14 protein-coding genes are annotated in these 17,973 nt (G+C 69.3%); 4 read left to right on the top strand and 10 right to left on the bottom strand.

The window, feature by feature from the left end; translation table 11 throughout:
* Positions 1-7: 7 nt before the first annotated feature.
* Complete coding sequence (locus tag ACX114_RS32490; RefSeq protein WP_459291048.1) at positions 8-2,098, bottom strand: thioredoxin domain-containing protein; 2,091 nt, start codon at positions 2,096-2,098, stop codon at positions 8-10.
* A gap of 161 nt (positions 2,099-2,259) precedes the next feature.
* On the opposite strand from ACX114_RS32490, the gene ACX114_RS32495 reads away from it, so the two are divergent.
* Positions 2,260-3,597 carry an ArnT family glycosyltransferase gene (locus ACX114_RS32495; protein WP_459291050.1) on the top strand — a complete coding sequence of 446 codons (1,338 nt, stop codon included), beginning with the start codon at positions 2,260-2,262 and terminating at the stop codon, positions 3,595-3,597.
* 44 nt (positions 3,598-3,641) lie between these two features.
* On the opposite strand, the gene ACX114_RS32500 is transcribed toward ACX114_RS32495, so the two are convergent.
* The 8 genes from ACX114_RS32500 to ACX114_RS32535 all read right to left on the bottom strand — a co-directional run bounded on the left by ACX114_RS32500 (position 3,642) and on the right by ACX114_RS32535 (position 11,782).
* Positions 3,642-4,127: an SMI1/KNR4 family protein gene (locus ACX114_RS32500; protein ID WP_459291052.1), complete on the bottom strand. Its 486-nt coding sequence runs from the start codon at positions 4,125-4,127 to the stop codon at positions 3,642-3,644.
* Between the two features lie 10 nt (positions 4,128-4,137).
* Entirely contained in the window at positions 4,138-4,575 is a 438-nt protein-coding gene (locus tag ACX114_RS32505) for a hypothetical protein (RefSeq protein ID WP_459291054.1), read from the bottom strand.
* An 878-nt stretch (positions 4,576-5,453) separates the two neighbouring features.
* The gene (locus ACX114_RS32510; protein WP_459291056.1) at positions 5,454-6,341 is read right to left on the bottom strand and encodes a UbiA prenyltransferase family protein; all 888 of its coding nucleotides are present in this window, start codon (positions 6,339-6,341) and stop codon (positions 5,454-5,456) included.
* Positions 6,338-9,034, bottom strand: coding sequence for a PEP/pyruvate-binding domain-containing protein (locus tag ACX114_RS32515; RefSeq protein WP_459291057.1), 2,697 nt, complete (start codon positions 9,032-9,034; stop codon positions 6,338-6,340). The genes ACX114_RS32510 and ACX114_RS32515 overlap by 4 nt, the downstream gene beginning before the upstream one ends.
* A 14-nt stretch (positions 9,035-9,048) precedes the next feature.
* Complete coding sequence (locus tag ACX114_RS32520; protein ID WP_459291059.1) at positions 9,049-10,014, bottom strand: NAD-dependent epimerase/dehydratase family protein; 966 nt, start codon at positions 10,012-10,014, stop codon at positions 9,049-9,051.
* Positions 10,002-10,628: a methyltransferase family protein gene (locus tag ACX114_RS32525; protein WP_459291061.1), complete on the bottom strand. Its 627-nt coding sequence runs from the start codon at positions 10,626-10,628 to the stop codon at positions 10,002-10,004. The genes ACX114_RS32520 and ACX114_RS32525 overlap by 13 nt, the downstream gene beginning before the upstream one ends.
* Positions 10,629-10,645: 17 nt before the next feature.
* Positions 10,646-11,470, bottom strand: a complete 825-nt coding sequence (locus ACX114_RS32530) for an AfsA-related hotdog domain-containing protein (RefSeq protein WP_459291063.1) — start codon at positions 11,468-11,470, stop codon at positions 10,646-10,648.
* Between the two features lie 189 nt (positions 11,471-11,659).
* Complete coding sequence (locus ACX114_RS32535; RefSeq protein WP_459291065.1) at positions 11,660-11,782, bottom strand: hypothetical protein; 123 nt, start codon at positions 11,780-11,782, stop codon at positions 11,660-11,662.
* Positions 11,783-12,038: 256 nt separating this feature from the next.
* Here ACX114_RS32535 and ACX114_RS32540 point away from each other — a divergent pair, with 256 nt between their 5' ends.
* Genes ACX114_RS32540 through ACX114_RS32550 form a run of 3 tightly spaced genes read left to right on the top strand, consistent with a single transcriptional unit; the run spans position 12,039 to position 16,039 of the window.
* Entirely contained in the window at positions 12,039-14,570 is a 2,532-nt protein-coding gene (locus ACX114_RS32540) for an HYR domain-containing protein (RefSeq protein WP_459291067.1), read from the top strand.
* A 46-nt stretch (positions 14,571-14,616) separates the two neighbouring features.
* On the top strand, positions 14,617-15,159 hold the full coding sequence (locus tag ACX114_RS32545) for a DUF350 domain-containing protein (RefSeq protein WP_459291068.1): 543 nt from the start codon (positions 14,617-14,619) through the stop codon (positions 15,157-15,159).
* A gap of 7 nt (positions 15,160-15,166) precedes the next feature.
* Positions 15,167-16,039 carry a hypothetical protein gene (locus ACX114_RS32550; protein WP_459291070.1) on the top strand — a complete coding sequence of 291 codons (873 nt, stop codon included), beginning with the start codon at positions 15,167-15,169 and terminating at the stop codon, positions 16,037-16,039.
* Here ACX114_RS32550 and ACX114_RS32555 read toward each other — a convergent pair.
* Positions 15,945-17,900 (bottom strand): glycosyltransferase, encoded by a 1,956-nt coding sequence (locus tag ACX114_RS32555; protein WP_459291072.1) that lies wholly within the window; start codon positions 17,898-17,900, stop codon positions 15,945-15,947. The genes ACX114_RS32550 and ACX114_RS32555 overlap by 95 nt on opposite strands.
* Positions 17,901-17,973: the final 73 nt, after the last annotated feature.

Below are 17,973 nucleotides of genomic sequence, written 5' to 3' on the forward strand. Positions count from 1 at the left end.
GCCCACGTCAGTGGCCCGGGGCCGCCACCAGCCGCTCCGCGAGCAGGCCCTCTTCCGTGATGGGCCGCTCGCAGACGAAGCCGCGGCAGAGGTACGCGGCGCCCTTCCCTTCCACCGGGTCGCGCCCCGCGAAGAGCTCCTGGAGGCGCGCGGGCGGAGTCGCGTTGGTGTCGTGCCAGCCGAAGGAGAACACCGGCGCGTAGGTGCGGTTCGCGGCGGCCAGCAGCGGGGCCACGGCCTCACGGGTGCCCGCGAAGGTGACGCCAGACGCGCCATCCACCAGCGAGTCCGCCGCGAGCCCCAGGTGGCCGTAGCCCATGGGGTTGCGGACCAGTTGATCATGCAGCTTGGCGACGTAGTGCTCCGGCTGGTCCAGGTGGCACACGTCGCCGGTGAGCGCGGAGAGCGTCACCTGCGCCTCCGTCAGCGTGGATGCGCCGGACGGGAAGGCGTTGTCGAAGAGGGAGAAGGCCGCCACCACCAGATCCTTCTGTCCCCGGGGCGCGGACAGGTACGCCTGCTTCTCCTCGTCCCAGAACAGCTCCACCGCGCGGTGCGCGAGCGCGTCCGCCGCGTCCAGGTACTTCGCGTCGAAGGTGGCCTGATAGAGCGCGGTGAGGCCGGAGGCGAAGTCGCCGTAGTCCTCCAGGAAGCCGTCGATGCGGCCCTGGCCGTGCTGATACGAGCGCAAGAGCCGCTTGCCGTCCCACATCTTCGAGAGCACGAAGTCCGCCGCGTCCGACGCGAGCTTCGCCCAGTCCGGCCGGTCGAACACGCGCGACGCCAGCGCGAGCCCGCGGATCATCAGCCCGTTCCAGCCCGCGAGAATCTTGTCGTCGCGGCCCGGCTTCACGCGCTGCTCGCGCAGGAGGAAGAGGACGCGGCGCGCCTCGGCCAGCTCCTTCTCCACCGCCTCCACGGAGCGGCCCTGCTCCTTCGCGAGCTGCTCCACGGGGACGACCACTTCCAGCACCGTGGCGCCGTGCTCGAAGTTGCCTCCGGGCTTGATGCCGAAGTGGCGCAGCACGGTGTCCGCCTGCTGGCCCACGGACAGGGCCGCGCGGACCTCCTCGGGGCGCCAGACGAAGAACTTGCCCTCTTCGCCTTCGCTGTCCGCGTCCTGCGTGGCGTAGAAGCCGCCGGCCGGGTCGGTCATCTCGCGGCGGACGTACTCGACGGTCTCCTCCACGACCTTGCGCCAGAGCGGCCGTGACTCCACCTGCTCTGCTTCCGAGTACAGGTGCAGGAGCTGGGCGTTGTCGTAGAGCATCTTCTCGAAGTGGGGCACCAGCCAGCGCTCGTCCACGGAGTAGCGGTGGAAGCCGCCGCCCAGCTGGTCGTAGATGCCTCCCAGGGCCATGCGCTCCAGCGTGCGGAACACCGCGGCCTTCAGGGGCTCCCCGCCGCCGCGCCGCCACGCGCGCAGGAGCAGCGCCACGTTCATGGGGTTGGGGAACTTGGGGGCGCCGCCGAAGCCGCCGTTCACCGGATCCATGCGCTTGAGCATGGACTGCCCCATGGCGACGATGTCCTCCGCGGACAGGTGCGCGGGCGCGGCGTCCAGGCCGTGCGTGGACAGCTCTCCCAGGCCCTCCTGGAAGCGTTTGGCCTGCTCCTCGATGTCGTCCGCCTTGTTCTCCCAGGCGTCGCGCAGCGCGGAGAGCAGGCGCGGGAAGCCGGGCCGGCCGTAGCGGTCCGAGGGAGGAAAGTAGGTGCCTCCGTAGAACGGTCGCAGGTCCGGGGTGAGGAACACGGTGAGGGGCCAGCCACCGCCCTGCCCCATGAGCTGCACGACGCCCTGGTAGATTTGATCGAGGTCGGGGCGCTCCTCGCGGTCGACCTTGATGTTGATGAAGCCCTCGTTCATCAGGCGCGCGATGTCCGGGTGCTCGAAGGACTCGTGGGCCATGACGTGGCACCAGTGACACGCGGAGTAGCCCACGGAGAGCAGGATGGGCTTGTTCTCCGCGCGGGCGCGGGCCAGGGCTTCGTCCCCCCAGGGGTACCAGTCCACGGGATTCGTGGCGTGCTGGCGCAGGTACGGCGACGGCTCCTGGGCCAGACGGTTGGTATGTCCAGAGGGGGGATGGTCGTCCATGGGGTACTCCCGGTGTGCCGCGGCTTCGAGGCCCTTCACATTGTGAGCCTGGGTTCGCGGGGGCAAGCCGAAATGGTCTCACTCCCCGCTGGCCAACGGCCCTCCGGTGCGCTTTGTCCAGGGGCGTGCGTGCGTCCGCCCACTCCAGCCCCGGCCCGGGAATGAAGACGTGCCTCGTCCTGGTGGGACTCGGCGTGGGGGTGCGGCTCGCGCTGGCGCTGGGAACGGACGTCTACTTCGACGAAACCTATTACTGGCAATGGGCCCGGCATCTCTCATGGGGATATTTCGACCATCCGCCGATGGTGGCGTGGCTCATCGCCGCGCTGGGCATCCGGGGGACAGCGCTCGTGTGCGGGCTGGGGACGGGCGTGGCGGTGTGGGGGCTGGCACTGGATGTGTACCGGTCCAGGGACGCGGCCTGGAGGGCGCTGGCGCTGTGGAGCGCGGTGCCGGTGGGCATCCTCTCCGGAGTCTGGGCCACGCCGGATTCGCCCATGCTGCTGTTCTGGGCGCTGGGATTGTGGGCGCTGTACCGCGAGAAGTGGGTGCTGGCGGGGCTGACGTGTGGCCTGGCGCTGTTGTCGAAGTATCCGTCCGTGCTGCTGGGCCTGGCGTTCATGCTCGCGGCGTTGAAGGCACGGCGGCTGCCGGCGGGAGCGTGGCTGACTGCGGGGCTCGGGTTGCTGTGCTTCCTGCCGGTGGTGTTGTGGAACGCGAGCCATGACTGGGTGGGGTTCAAGTTCCAGCTGAACCACGGCCTGGGCGGGCGCGGAGGGTGGGCGACGTTCGGCGAGTACCTGGCGGGACAGCTCGCCATGGGTGGGCCGGTGCTCTTCCCGCTGGCGCTGGTGTACGCGGCGCGAGGGCCGAAGGAGCAGTTCCTGCTGCGCATGGCGGCGGTGATTCCGCTGCTGTTCTTCGGCTACGCGGCGGCGAAGACGCGGGGCGAGGCGAACTGGCCGGCGGCGGCGTACGTGGCGGCGTGCATTGGGGTCGCGGGGATGCGGCCGGTGTGGCAGCGGGCGGCGGCGTGGAGCGGGATGGCGGTGGTGCTGGCGGTGACGTCGCACCTGCTGTTCCCGGTGCTGACGTTCGAGCGCGACGTGGTGCTGGCGAGGACGCACGGCTGGGGCGTGCTGGAGCGGTTGAGGACGCCGGAGCAGTTGTTCCCGGGCATGGCGCCGGGTCCCACGGCGGTCTACGCGCCCACGTACCAACTGGCTTCGCAGGTCGCGTACACGGCGGGCGTGGAGACGGACACGGCGGGGCCGTCACGGCGCAAGAGCCAGTACGACCTCTGGCCTGAGCTGGAATTGAAGCCGGGCCAGGACGTGCTGTGGTGTTCGGAGAACGGCGCGGCGCCGCCGGAGGAACTGACGCAACGCTTTGGCTCCGTGGAAGGGCCCGTGAAGCTCACGGGGGTCTTCCGGGGACGAAGGCTGCACACGTTCACGGTGTGGCGGATGCGGACGTTGAACTCCGCCGTACAGCCATAGTGTGCCCTCACCAGCCCTGAGCCACTGGTACTGACGCAGGCTTGTCACTCTTCGCTGCGGAGCCAGAACCAACGCCCCTGGGACCGAAGCGCTCCCGCGAGGAACTCCTGAAACGAACTGGCGATCCGCGCGCAGTACTCAGGGTTAGGGAACGCTTCGTTGTAGCCATCGCGAATGGGGTAGCGTCCCCCTTCCTGGCGGCTCACGTCGAGAAGGATGTAGTTGCTATCCCTTACCTCGCAGATGGCATACCAGGACGGCGGTCCAGCCTGCTCCGTATCCTCATCGCGCATGATCACTCGCGCGCGGGCAATCCGTGACAGCGGCAGGAACGTGAAGGCAGCATCGACGAAGCCGAACGTGGGATCCCGCTGGGCGAACAGCCGGGCTCCGTCACAATGCAGGTAGAACGCACGCAGGTCTGGATCCAGGCGCCAGCCCACGCGCTGCTCGAACGCGTCCAACTGCTCCGGTGTCGCCGGTGGATTGGGAACGTGAAGGCGCGAGATCTCCTCAAGCAGTTCCTCCATCGCCTTGTGCCTATTCTCCATAGGGATAGTCCGTGCCGACGCTCGTCCAAGGGGGCGAGTTCGCGTAACACTGGTTGTAGAGCTTGAAGAGCGTCTGATGGATGTCCTTCGGGAATGGGACGATGTTGTCCCAGTCCGTAGGATTGCCGCCATGCCAGAGATCCCGGATGTGATGCCCCTCATAGGGGTTCCCGTTCTCCGAGGGCCATGATCCAAAGCGCTTCGCCCACTGCTCCCGGAATTCTGGGCGGCTGTCATCCCACTTGTCTCGGGCTGCCTTGTTCTGGGCGGGGCTGAGCGTTCCGTAGTTGCAGCAGCAGTTCGTCATGCCGAACCGGCTCCCAGCGCGGACGACCGTTCCTTCAAAGTCCATCTTCACGTCCGCGAGCCACATGCACCCCTGAAGAGCGTGGCCGCTGCCCGCACACTTCTCTCGGCAGTAGGCCATGAGCTGCGAACTGCACTGCCAGGGACCATAGTAGATGACTGTGCGGAACTGCCCGCCACCAGGCACGGCCACCAGCGGCCCTACCCACTTCCGAGCCGAGACAGGGGTCGTGGGCGTTGGCCCCTCAGCACAGGCCGAAAGTAGCCACGTCCCGAGCAAGAGGGCCGCTGAACGTCGAGTGGGAGCGCTTTCCCTTGCTGTCATGAGTGAGCACCCTACCGCGCTCAATGGAGAATCCGATCATCCCCCGGCTTCGTGGCTCACGTCGGGGGCAGGAGGAGTAGCCCAAGCACCACCGTGGCGGCGCTCATCCACGAGCAATGACGTACGCAAGCCCTCAAACAAGACTGAACTATTACACTCACTCCATCCGGCATTTCCTATCACCCGGCCAACAACATCCGAGGCCCCATCTCCAAAAGTCAATCCAATCATCCAAGACGCAAGCACTTTCCATCCCAAACTTTATTCCTTGCCCTATCCAGGCAATTCCAGATAACCCTCAATGCGCATCACAAACCCCCAAGGAGTTCCAATGCGTCGTCTCATGATGGGTGCGCTGTTGATGGCAATGTCGGCCTGTGGCGCGGGAGAGCCGGTGGATGAGGCCTCGCTTCAGACCCAGGAGTCTGCCCTGACCTGTACCCCGGAGCAGGAAGGCTGGGTTCGGTATGGCACCTGCCGCGGTGCCAACTCCGAGGGAACGGCGCTGGGGTACTGCACGTCGCCGGCGGGAGTGGCGACCGCGTGCAATAACCAGCCGTGCTACAGCGCCGATGAGTGCCGCGCGGTGTGCACGGGTGGCACGGCCTACTGCGATCCGGTCTGAGCAAGGGCGCTCCGTAGTGTGAGGTTGACCGGGAGGCATCGCCTCCCGGTCAACTCCACGCCAGCAGAATGGCGACGAAAAGGAATGCGAAGTAGCTCCGGGCCGCCAGCCGTCCAGACAGTGCGCGCGGCCTGCGGCTCTTGAAGAACAGCGTCAGGTTGATGACCGCCATTCCCAGGGGCAGCAGGAAGGGCCAGCCCTTGGTCAGCCATAGATAGAGCCCTGACGCTCCGACCATCATCGTGAAGGCAATCACCGCGCTGGCCGTGGAGCCCACTTCGTCGCTGTAGAGCTTCTCTCCTGGCTTCGTGGTCCCTGGCCACGCCGTCTTTCGCATCACCTCCCAGTGCAGGTACAGGAAGACCATGGCCAGGATGGCCAGCAGTCCTTGGGGATTCAGGGGCGTTCTGGTGCGCTCCGCGTGCGCTACCCAGACATAGAGGCCGTGGCCCACGTGGAGCTGGATGGCGATTCCTATCATCAGGAACATGCTGCGCTGGTACGCGCCCCAGTGCTTCTCCAGCGCCCAGAGCACCAGCGCGTGCACCATGATTCCCAGCAGGATGGCGGCCCTTACCCAGGACACCGCCAGGTTCGTCCCTAACAACACGGCCGCGTTGAGCCCCAGCGCCACGTACAGGTCTCCGAAGCTGACGTCTCCTTTCGCCAGGCCCCGGTCCGGGTTGTGGACGAGGTCGTATTCGTAGTCGCGCAGTTCATCCACGATGCGCATGAAGTAGCCCACGCCAAAGATGCTCAGCGCGACGTGCAGTAGGTCCAGGGAGAACTTCAGCCCCCCTCCCCCGTCGAGCACTCCGAACATCCCGTCCAGGCTCACGCACCAGAGTGAGATCACCAGCAGGTAGAACAGTGGCGGGTAACGCTGCACCGAGAAGCGCAGCGTCGCCCTCGCCCGGTCCATGACGGTCCTGCTCATGCCGCCACCAGCGTGACCGTTCCCGTGGAACCATCCACGCGGACCCTCGCTCCGTCCGGGATGCGCGTGGTCGCGTTCGCCACTCCCACCACCGTGGGGATGCCGAACTTCCGGCCCGCGATGGCCGTGTGCGACAGCATGCTGCCGCGCTCCACCACGATGCCTCCCGACGCCAGCATCAGGAACAGCCAGCCCGGGTCTGTCTCCTTCGCGATGAGGATGTCGTCCTTGCCCAGCGTGCCCACCGCTCCCGGGTCCAGCACGATGCGCGCGGTCCCCTCCACGATGCCCGCGCTGGAACCGATTCCCTTGAACAGCGAGGCGTTGTCGCTCGCGGCTTCCACGACCCTCGGGATGCCGTCCGCCACGCTGCCCACCGTGGTGAAGTCCCTCGGCGGCTGGCGCTCCTGGTTGTCCTGCTGCTCGCGGCGGCGCAGCCTCGCGAGCTCGCCCAGGTTCCTCGTGACGCTGCGGCCCTCGAAGTGGTCCAGCACCTCGCGCATCGTGAGGTAATGCACGTCCAGCGGTGCATCCAGCACGCCCCGCTCCTTCATCCGCTGACCGAGCGCCGCGAACACCTTCTTGCTGAAGCCGAAGAGCTGGCCTCGCCAGAACCGGCTGTCCTCGCGCAGACCAATCACCGTCCGCAGCCCCGCCAGGAGCTGCTCGATGGCCAGCTTCCGCAGTGGATGCCCCTGGAGGAGCGTGGCCAGCTGCGCCTCCGCTTCCGTGCGCCTTGCCCTATCGGACGCCCTCAGCTCCTCACGCGTCACGGACGTGCGCGCGTAGGACTGGACGACCCGCACCAGGTCCCATGGCGTGTCCCGCAGGTTCGGGCGCTCCACGTTCAGCTCCTGCACTCCCCGGTCTCCGAATTCGTTCAGGTGCTCGCGGAAGGCTCGGGCGAACGCTGGCGGCACGTCCCCGGCTTCAATGCTCCTCCAGAGGACTTCCGCCTCGCCTTCGTCGAAGCGCTTCGCCAGCGCAGGGTCCGCGCGCACCATCTCCGCGAGCGCCACCGCGGAGAGCAGCGCGTGGGTGCCCGCGTCCGGCTTCGCTCCGCACATCAGGCCCACCAGCAACGCGCTGGGGTCTTCCCCGGTCCACTTGAGCAGCAGCCTGCGCGCCAGCCCGAAGCAGGTGTTGATGTACCAGTGGTTGATGAGCGTCAGGCCCCACCAGTTCCCCACCTCCGTCCAGACGCGCCGGAAGTGATGGATGAGGACCAGTGGGTCTTCCTTCTCCAACGGCAGGGCCCGGAGCCCCGCGAGCGTCCGCTTCCACCAGGCTTCGAACGCATCGAAGTCCCGTTTGAACGTCGCGGTGACAGTCAGCGCGCCCAGCGTGGAACGCCCCATCGCGTATGCGTAGCTCGCGGTGCTGGGGAAGCTCTCGCGGTGGCCCGGCAGCCGGATGACCAGCGAGGCGTCCCGCTGGAGCACGTCCTCCAGGTCCCGCATGGAGGTCGCCGCGATGAACGGGTTGATGCCGTTGACGTGCATCAGGTTCGATAGCGAGTGGTAGACGCGCCCGTCGATGAAGCCCAGCATGTTCTGGAACGCGGGCGTCTGGTCGTGCAGGGCCCTCGCGTCCGCGCCCTTCATGCGGCGCAGCAGGTCGTAGAAGATGACCTCGTAGAAGTAGCTGGCCAGCGAGTACGTCAGCGGCGTCGTGACGCCCGGGAAGCTTTCCGAGACGTTGCCGCAACCCCACACACGGATCTTCCGGAAGTCGAAGGCGATGGGCCTCGCCTGCAACACGTGCAGCGTGCCGTCCTCCGTGAAGGTGCCCTCGATGTCCTGGGGCATGCCGAAGCTGCGCTCGATGTCCTTCGCCAGCGCGGCCAGCCGCTTCAGCTCCTCGTCCGTGAGGCATGGCGCGTCCCGCAGGGGCTCCGGTACGGGGCGGCGGACCAGCTCGCCTCCGGGCTCGGGGTTCTCGCAGAGCATGTCCGCCTTGTGTCCCAGCTCGCGGTCGATATGGCCCGTCTCCGGGTGGATGAAGTAGTGGTCCACGCCCACCTTCTCCTGGACCACCCCTTCCCCGATGCCGTGCCCCGCGACGACCAGGGTGCGCCGCTCGGTCGTCTTCGGGTCGCACGTGAAGGCCACGAACGAGCGGCGGCCGGGGATCATCCGCTGCACGCCCACCGCCACCATCAGCCCCCGGACGTCGCGGCCCTGCGCCAGCCGGTAGATGAGCCCCTCCGGCGTGTACGCGGACGCCCAGCAGCGGCGGATGCGGTCCAGCAGCGTGTCCCTCCGCACGTAGAGGAACGTGGAGCTCACGCCCGCGAACGGATCCGTCTCCGAGTCCTCACTCTCCTCCAGCGCCCGGCCCACCACGGAGGCCCGCACGGCCACCATGCCTGCCGCGCCGAAGGTCCGGTCAAAGGCATCCAGGAGGGTGGCTTCGCGCTCGGCGCCCAGCGGGACCTGGAGGAAGAGCTTCTCAATCTCCTCCGCGGCACGGCGGATGTCCTGATGCGATGTCCGGTCCACTGCCGTGGTGAGCTGGTCGATGTCGGCCTGGAGGGGTCGCGCCACCTCCTGGAACATCGTGGTCGTGAGGCAGAAGAACTCGGGGACCGGGAAGCCGTGCTTCGCCAGGTGCTGCTGGCGCGCGAACTTCTGGCCGACGTGCCGCGGGTCACCGGCCTCGGTCATGGAGACGAGCGGTTGGGGGGAAGGCATGACAGGGGATTCCTTCAGGGACGAAAGTCATTGAGCGCGCTTCGCAGGGCATCCACCGGGGACCTCGCCAACAGGTCCTCCGGCCCGAGCACCGCCACGAGCCGCGAGACATCCAGACACTGTGAATGGACCAGCAACTCCAGACGCTCCGCCATCGCCCGGGCCCTCCGGCTGGGGGCCTCCCGCAGGACTCGCGGGAGCCAGCTTGGAGCACGGACCTTCACCAGTGGCGGGGGCAGCCCCAGCCCCCGCCCCACCGTGCCCAGGAACTCTCCTCGCAGCAGCGGTTGTGAGTACGCGACATTGAACGCCTGCTGTTCGGGACGCGGCGTCTCCACCATCCGCCTCGCGAGCCTCCAGAGGATGCGCCCCAGGTCATCCACGTCGATGACCGAGCACCCCACCGCGTCGCCCCCGACCTGCACGCCCTGCTTCAGGAACTTCACCATCGCGGGCAGGACGAACCGGTCCCCGCGCCCGAGCAGGAAGCGCGGCCGGAGCAGCGCCGCGTGACGGCCCGTCCGGACCGCGTGTTCCGCGATGACATCCTCGGCCGCCACGCGCGAACGGGCCAGGGCGGTGACGGGCCTGAGCGGATGGTCCTCCTTCACGCCCCGATGCGGACCCGCGCCATAGACAGACATGGAGCTGCCGAAGAGGACGCCCCGGCAGTCCCCCGTGAGCCGCGACAGCAGCCGCCGCGTGCCGTCCACGTTGGTCCGCTCGTAGCCCGTGCCGTCCGGGTCCCGCTGCTTCGTGGCCAGGTGCAGGACGACGTAGGGAGACGACGGGAACAACGCCTCCGGGATGTCGTGCAGGTCTCCCCGCACGACGTGCACACCGTCTCCCCAGTCGCGGCCGTCGGGCGAGCGCACCAGCGCGTGCACGGGATGCGCTCCGCGCTGGCGCAGGAATGCCTGCCCCACCATGCCGGTCGCGCCCGTGAGCACGACGCCGAAGCCGCCGCCTACCAGACCCATGGGACCAACCGCTTGCGGCTCGCCGCGTACTCGGCGTAGCCCGGGAAGGAGCCCAGCAAGAGCCGCTCCTCGTGCCGGATGCGCAGGAGGACCGCCGGGACGAAGAGCAGCGCGAACACCGCGATGCCCACGACCGCGGGGAACACCAGCAGGTAGCCCACGTGCGCCAGCAGCATGCCGGTGTACGCCGGGTGCCGGAGCCTCCGGTACACGCCCTCCGTCACGAGCAGGCTCGCGTCCGGCAGCCGCACCCGGTGCGAATAGGCCTTCCCCAACGTGCGGATGGCCGTGAGCCGCAGCGACACCCCGGCGATGAAACAGAACAGCCCCACGGCTCGCGGCACCGGCCCCAGCTCCAGCGTGGGGAGCGCGACCGCGAGGAGGATGGTGGTCAGGCGGGCAATCGCATACAGCTCCAGCGTGGCGCTGTCCCGCTCCGCCGTGGGCTTGCTCGTCTCCCGCAGCGTCACCCGGCTCTCCACCAGCATCCACGTCAGGTACAGGCCCAGCATCAGGCCCGCGATGGGCCGGCTGTCCTCCGGCGTGCGCAGCACCTGCCGCAAGCCCAGCGGAATCAGCAGCCCCACGCCCGTCACCAGCAGCAGCGTAGGCATCCAACGGTGCAGGCCCTTCATGACGCCGCCTTCGCGCTCACGGCGCCAATCAGCCCCGAGTAGCAGCAGGTGTCTTCCTGCCAGCCCTGCACGGCGATCCACATGCGGTTGCGGCGCCCGTCGCTGCGCACCGGCTCCGCCCACTCCGGGAGCCGGAAGCTGGTGAACGTGCGGACCACCACCGGCACGTCGTTGCGCACGAAGCGCCGGAACTCCAGCGTCAGGCGCGTCAGGATGAGCGACCAGTCCAACGGCAGCCCCACGCCGTGGATGGCCGCGATGGCCGCCTGCCGGGCCAATTCCGTGAGCAGCATGCCCTGCACGTGCTCGGAGGGATGGTCGAAGACGAACTCCGGCGAGTCGGTGAACGCGTTGAACTGATGGAGCGCTCCCACCCGGCAGGGGTTGGCGAGCAGCACGTTCGCCGGGTCGCGCTTGTGCACGAGCACCGGGTCGATGCGCTCCAGCGGGCGGGCCTGCTCCGCCTCAGTGAAGGACTGTCGTCCCTCGGAGACAGGGTTGCGCACGGGGATGCGGGCCAGGAGCTCGGAGACGTTCTCCGGCGCGTCCTTCTTCCACGGCTGGCCCACGCGCACGCCCACCGGCGTGGCGTCCGCCCACTCCGCCAGCGCGGGGAACTCGGCGGCGCGCGCGCCCAGGTAGAGGCCGCAGTGCTCCTGCAGCACGGCGGCCAGGAACTCCGCCTCCTCCACGCTCTTCACCGGGATGCGACAGGGGTGCTCGACTTCCGGAAGGAGGGGCTCCGGCACGAGCAGGAACGGGACGGCCTCCGGCGACGCCACCCGCAAGCGGCGCTCGGGATGACTGGAAACGGAATCCATGTCTGCCTTTCTCCAACTGAGGGGGAAAGACAGTCTAGGAATCGCGATGTCTCAACACGAGAACCGGGGAAGGCCCGCCTTCACGAGGCGGGAGATCAGACCCGGAGGGATTCGCAAGTCTGTTTCATGAACCGTCATGACACGTCGCGAAATGCGTCTTGGATTGAGACAGCCGGTGCGGCCTCCGGCTTACTGCCCCTCGGGAGACTCCGGTTCGCGGCGGACCAGCACCTCCAGCTTCTCTCCACCACCACCCAGGTAGATGGTGCCCGTCGTGGGGGTCGCGTCGGAGTACTGGCGACCCACCGCCACGGCGAAGTCCCGACCCACGCCCCTGCGCGTCAACCGCCTGCCGCGAGGGCGGGAGGAGTGCGACAGGAGCGGGCCGTGTCGGTGAGGGTTCCCGAGGGCGTCGGCCGGTGGTGAACACATGAAACAGGCATGACACCGGCGGAGCGCAACCTGTCGGACAGTCGGACCGGGCACGGGTTGTAGCCCGGCGTGGGCGTGATGACGGTGCGCCCTCAGCAGGGCCAGGCGGCGGGCAGGCGGGCGTGGAGGGGCGGGCATGGGGATGGTCAGCGGTCGTGCGTGGCTTTCGGCGTTGTCATTGGTGGTGGGCGCGGCCCCGGCATTCGCGCAGCAAGCCCCCGCCCAGATGGATCCGATGAGCGTGCGCCGGTTGGTGGACCTCAATGCCACCCCTCAGCTGATCCCGGACTTCAATCGCCTCGATGCGCGGGCCACGGCCGAGCTGAACGGGCGCCTCTACTTCCTCGCCACGCCGGGCGACGGCGGCGCCGGTCCCTACGTCCAGGACCTGTGGGTCACCGACGGAACGCCCGCGGGCACCCGCTCCCTCCAGGAGGAGCTGCTGCCGTCCGGCGCGCGCATCGACCCGGGCTCGCTGCGCGCCACGCCGCTCCGCCTGTTCTTCACGGCAACGTCGGCGGAGACCGGACGCGAGCTGTGGACGAGCGACGGCACGCGCGAGGGCACGCACGTCACGCGTGAGCTCAACCCGGGCCGGCTCGACGGCGTGGCCTTCCAGGGGCCCGTCTTCGTGTTCGGGGACTCCGTGCTCTTCACCCCTGCGGGCATGGGTGAGACGGAGTTCGACCTCTGGAAGTCGGACGGGACCGCCGAGGGAACCGTGCCCGTCAAGGACATCTACCCGGGGCTCGCCGTGGCCAACGCGAACGGCTTCGCGCGCGTGGGGAACACGGTGTTCTTCTCCGCGGAGACGGAGCAGGGCTTCGAGCTGTGGCGCACGGACGGCACCGAGGCGGGCACCGCGCTCGTGCGCGACATCAACGCCGGCGTCAGCGACTCGCTGCCGCACCACCTCACCGCCGTGGGCAACACGCTCTACTTCAGCGCGGAGGACAAGCAGCACGGCCGCGGGCTGTGGAAGTCGGACGGCACCGAGGCGGGCACCGTCCTCGTCCATGGCTTCAAGACCACGGGCGCGGTGTCCCCCAGCGTCCACCACCTCACCGTGCTGGGCGACACGCTCTTCTTCCTGGTCACCGGCATCCCTGATGGCATCGAGCTGTGGCGCACGAACGGGACCGAAGCGGGCACCCTGCCGGTGAAGACGCTTCCCCGGACGATGCTCGAAGGCCCCCCGGGCGTGACGCTCGTCCCGGTGGGCCACCGCGTCTTCGTGGTGGCCCAGGGCGCCGCCTCCGGTGACGCCCTGTGGGTGACGGATGGCACCGAGGCCAACACCGTGCGACTCCCCGCTCCCATCGGGTTCCAGTCCGTGCGCGGCTTCACGCCGTGGGAGGGCGGGCTCGCCTTCATCGTGACGTCGAGCGCGGGGGCGAGCGAGCTGTGGGGCACGGATGGCACCCCCGCCGGCACGTCGCGGCTGACGCGACTGCCGTCGGGCAACCTGAACGCGCTGCCCACCGGACTGGTCCCGGTCCAGGGCGCGCTGCTGACGACGGCCGGCGACCCGTGGACGCCCCGCGCGCTGTGGCGGATGGAGCGGGATGACGCGGCGCCGACCTTCGTGTGCCCGGCCACCCGGGACGTGCCCTCCAACAGTCCGCAAGGCACGGTGCTGGTCAACCTCACGCCCGAACTGCGAACCGGCCCGGGCCGGCCGTGGTTCCGCTCCACCCATGTGGAGGGCTACCCGCTTCCGCTCCATCAGCCCGTCCCCCTCACCTACCAGGCCGGGGATGATCAGGGCCGCGTCACGTACTGCACCACGGTGACGACCTCGCGGGACCTGAAGGGGCCGAGGATCTACAGCTGCCCGACGGACTACATCGTGGACGCGAAGTCGCCGCAGGGCGCCACGTTCTACTATCCGAACCTGGGCATCACGGACGAGACGAGCCAGGACGTGCTCATCGACTACAGCCCCGCCAACGGCAGCGTGTTGCCCCTGGGCACCACCCAGGTGAACGTGACGGCGAAGGATGCGTCCGGCAACGTGAGCACCTGCTCCTTCCAGGTCCTCGTCCGCGACGCCGAGGCGCCCTCCAACGCCTGCAAGGTGAGCGAGGTCCGCGTGGAGGCGGAAGGCCCCGAGGGCGGTCACGCCTTCTGGCCGGAAGCCACGCCCACCGACACCGTCTCCCAGAAGGTCACCGTCACCAGCACGCACGCGTCCGGAGACCTGTTCCCCATGGGCCTCACCCGCGTGGAGGTCCGCAGCACCGACGAGATGGGCAACAGCCGGATGTGTGAAATCCAGGTCCGGGTGCGCGACTCGCGCCCGCCCGTGCTCACCTGCCCGGAGGACCAGACGCTGACCACCGCGGTGATGTCCGGCACCCGCGCGGAGTACCCGAACGCCACCGCCACGGACAGCGTCTCCGAGACGGAAATCCTCTACAGCCCCGTCGTGGGCACGCCGCTCGCGCCGGGCCTGCACGCGGTGCAGGTCACCGCCATCGACAAGGCCGGCAACGCGGCGCTCTGCAACTTCCACCTGACCGTGCAGTACGACCCGACGAGCGACATGCGGCAGGGCATGGGCTGCTCGGTGGGCAGCGGTCCGGAGTCGGCGGTGGGCTGGGCCGCGCTCGTCGCCCTCGCCTGGACGCTCAGCCGCCGTCTGAAGGACGGCAAGCCGCGCGCGTGAGCCATGGCGGCGCGGGGGACTTCCGCTACAGTCCCCTTCGCGCCCCATGGATCTCACCCTCTTCGTCGTCGGACTCGTGAAGGTCGTCCTCGGCGGCCTCGTGGCCGCGCTCGGCATCGGCCTGAGCATGCGCGGCCTGAGCCGCCTCCTGGACAGCCACCCCGTGGAGGAGCTGCGCCAGGGCAACGTCGCCTCGGGGCTGGTGCACGCGACGAGCCTCGTGTCGCTGGGGCTGCTCGTGCAGCACGCGCTGAAGGCCACGAGCGACGCGGTGGACCTGGCGGTGCAGAACCCGCCCGTGTCCGCGACCTCGGTGCTCCAGTTGCTGGGGCTGGCGCTGGTGCACGTGGCGCTGTCGCTGGCGGTGGGCGTGGCGGTGCTCGCCCTGGGCGTGCGGCTGTTCGACAAGATGACGCCGGGCATCGAGGAGCTGGCGGAGGTGCGCAAGGGCAACATCGCCGCCGCGCTCCTGCTGTGCGCGTTCCTGCTGGTCATCGCGCTGCTCACCGCGCCGGGCCTCCAGGCCGCGCTCAACGGACTCATCCCCTTCCCGCAGCTGCCCACCGGGATGCTGCGCGCGCCCGCCTGAGGCCACCATGGTCGCGCGCACGTGGAAGACGCTGCTGTCGCTGGTGCTGATGGGCGCGCTCATGGCCTTCGCCACCTGGGAGCTCGGGGCGGGCCGCAAGGCGGGCCGGCTTCCGGATCCTCCCAAGCCCCAAACAGAAGCGCCCCCGGCGGATCCGCTGGAGGCGATGCGGGACCTGGGCGTGGTGCTGGTGCCGGAGGACACGCCGCCGGAGCGCGCGAAGTCCTATGACTGGCGCGTGGACGGCATGGAGCCCGCCCGCCAGCAGTTGGCCTACGGCCTGGGCGAGGCGATGGAGCGCGGCCTGGAGCAGGCGCACCGCGACTACAGCGTGCGGCTGCGCTACCGCGCCATGGGCCCGGAGCGCTTCACCTACGTGGCGCCGCCGGGCTGCGGCACGGACATGCGCTGCATCTACGCGGAGCTGATGAAGAGCAACGCGGAGCCGGTGCGCGTGCTGGGCGAGCGCTTCGCCACCTCCATCCGCGAGCGCGACCTGGACGCGGCGCAGGCCACCGAGCTCATCCTCGGCTTCGTGCGCCGCATCCGCTACGAGCTGCCTGGTGACGAGCCCTTCGGCATCGTCCCGCCGGGGCTGGTGCCCGCGCAGGACCGGGGCGACTGCGACTCCAAGGCGGTGCTCGCGCTGATGTTGCTGCGGCAGGTGGGCGTGGACGCGGTGATGCTCTATTCGGACGCGCTCGCGCACGCGGCCATCGGCGTGGGGCTGCCCGGCACCGGCACCCGCATCCCCTTCGCGGGGCGCGGGTACCAGTACGCGGAGCTCACGGCGGAGGGCTGGCCGCTGGGGATGATTCCTCCGCAGTACGACAAGCCGCAGCTGTGGCGGGTGCTGCCGCTGCCGGACGTGCGGGGCTGAGCGCGGGCTTCGGCGCCTTGCGCAGCTCCGCGTCCGCCCAGAGGGCCACGACCGGCGCGCAGAAGCACCGGAACGCCTTCATCCCGAACATCCCGGCGGCCGCCAGGAACAGGTCCGGGGGAGAGAGGTCCGCCCTGGCGAGGAACGCGGCCGAAAGCCCCAGCCACGCGCTGCCCGCCAACAGTTCCTCGCGCGTGGAGGAGAGCGCGGCCCTCCACCCTCGCGAGGCCGCCTTGAACTTGCTGGTGCGCCGCCAGGCCAGGGGCTGACGGGAGAAGCCCCAGAGCCGCGCGCGCCGCCGGGTGTGGCTCAAGGCCGCGCTGACCAGCCTCAACGCCGCCATGGAGCGGGCCCCGCATCCGAGCAGCCGGCTGATCAGCCATTCGTGCACGGCCGCGTAGAGGCCTCCCACGCCCAGCAGGATGAGGACCTCCGGCGGCAGGGGAATCGTTCGCCCGTCGAGCAGCAGCCCCAGCAGTCCCAGCGTCACCAGCGCCTCCGGCCCCCGCCCCAGCAACCCGGTCAGGGCCTCCAGGCCGCAGAACACATGGATCCACCGAGGTTCCGACAAGAGGCGGCCGGAGCCGGCTCGGGGCGTGGTCAGCAGCGCGCGCCAGTGCGTCCGCAGTTGCTGGCATGGCCCCGCGGTCCAGCGGAAGCGCTGCGCCTTGAGCTGCTCGAAGTCCTCCGGCAGCAGGCCATGGCTGAAGCTCTGCCGCAGGAAGAGTCCCTGCCCCTGCCGGAGGACGAGCCGCAAGGACATCTCCGTATCCTCCGTCAGGCACGTCTCCGACCAGCCCCCGGCCACCTCCAGCGCCTGGCGCCGGATGAGGCACGCGGTCCCGATGATCAACGCGCCGCCCCACTCATTGAGCCCCGGGAACATGAGCCCGTTGTTCAGCCGCTCCTCCCAGTAGGAGCCCTCCAGGAACCGGTTCCCCTTCCAGTCACGGTAGTCGTGCGGCGTCTGCACGTAGGTGATGGACGGGTCGTCGAAGAAGCCCACCAGCCTTGAAAGGAAATCCGGCGCGCAGACGTAGTCCGCGTCCAGCACGGCCACCAGCTGCGTCCGGGCGGAGGTCAGCCGGAGCGCCAGGTTGAGCGCCCCACCCTTGGCGCCCGACAGGTGGTCGACATGGACGAAGTGGAAGCGCCCGGCCCGGCTCGCGCACCAGGCCTGCACCGGACGCCAGAGCGCCGGGTCCCGCGTGTTGCTGTCCACCACGACGACGTCGAAGGCCGGATAGTCCTGCCGGCTCAGCGCCTCCAGGGTGGCGATGACCATCCCAGGCGGCTCCGCGTAGCAGGGGACGTGCACCGTCACCCGGGGAAGCGGGGCCTCCCTGCGCGCGGGCAAGGCCTGCGTCGGACGCAGGAACGTGCGCCGCAGCAGCGGCTGGAGCATCGCGGCGTTGAAGGCCAGTTGGTAGGGCACCTGGAGCACCGTCACGCCCAGGCCCATGAGCCACCCGGCGCACAGCACGTGGCCCGCGAAGGAGGACAGCACCGGGGTCTCCCAGAACCAGCGCCACCCGATGAGCCCGGAGACCCCCAGCAACAACAGTTGGTTCGCCACCAGGAGGGGCCGCACGACCGAGTCGTGCTTCATCCCCATGCAGAGCGGGACGGCGACGAGCAGGGTGAACGCGAGCGCCAGCAGCATCCCCACCGCGTCCCTCGTCACCACGAAGGTCGAGAGCGCGGCGGCCGCGCAGAGTCCCCCCAGCAGGGGCACGCTCTCGCGGCGCGGCTCCACCCCGCGGCGCAGGTTGCGAACCATCAGCAGCAGGACGCCCACCTGCATCACCACGGCGAAGCACACCAGGGGGCCCACCGCCACCGCTGCCATCCCGCTCGCCATCGATTGCCTCCCCCTCACGGACCGCGCCACCAGGGGAGATGGTCTCCTCGTGGCCTCTGGCCCACCGCCCCCT

The sequence above is a fragment of the Corallococcus sp. M7 genome, from assembly GCF_054512695.1.